The organism is Delftia sp. ASV31, from assembly GCF_016428765.1.
Classification (GTDB): Bacteria; Pseudomonadota; Gammaproteobacteria; order Burkholderiales; family Burkholderiaceae_C; genus Comamonas; species Comamonas acidovorans.
Window position 1 is genome coordinate 1 of record NZ_JAELTK010000217.1, and the last position, 432, is coordinate 432.

Here is a 432-nt window from a genome sequence, read left to right on the forward strand (position 1 = left end):
GGCCTTTACCGGCTCCTTGAAGCGCCGGAAATGCGGGTTGAGGCGGCCCATCACCTTGCGGGTCTCGGACTCCATTGTCGCGTCGTCGAGCGTGCCCCAGCCGGTCAGCAATTCGCGGCCGAGGAAGATATTGGCGGCAGCGTCGACATTGTCGGCGAGCGCGCGCGTCTGGTAGATCGTCTCGATGCCGTGGCGCTTGGCGTCGCGCGGGCTTGAGACCGTGACCTCCTCCCCGTCGACCCGGATCAGGCCCGAATCCGCCTTGTAGGCGCCCGAGAGGATCTTGATCAGCGTCGATTTGCCGGCGCCGTTATGGCCGAGCAGGCCGACGACCTCGCCCGGCATCAGGTCGACGCTCGCGCCATCGACCGCCTTGATGCCACCGAAGGCGATCGAGATCTCGCGCATCTCGATCAGGGGCTTACCCTGGCC

1 protein-coding gene is annotated in these 432 nt (G+C 66.4%); it reads right to left on the reverse strand.

What is annotated here, in order from left to right; genetic code table 11:
* The coding region (locus JHD82_RS29070; protein ID WP_307838131.1) for an ATP-binding cassette domain-containing protein at positions 1-414 on the reverse strand (414 nt) is incomplete at its 3' end.
* Between the last annotated feature and the right edge of the window lie 18 nt (positions 415-432).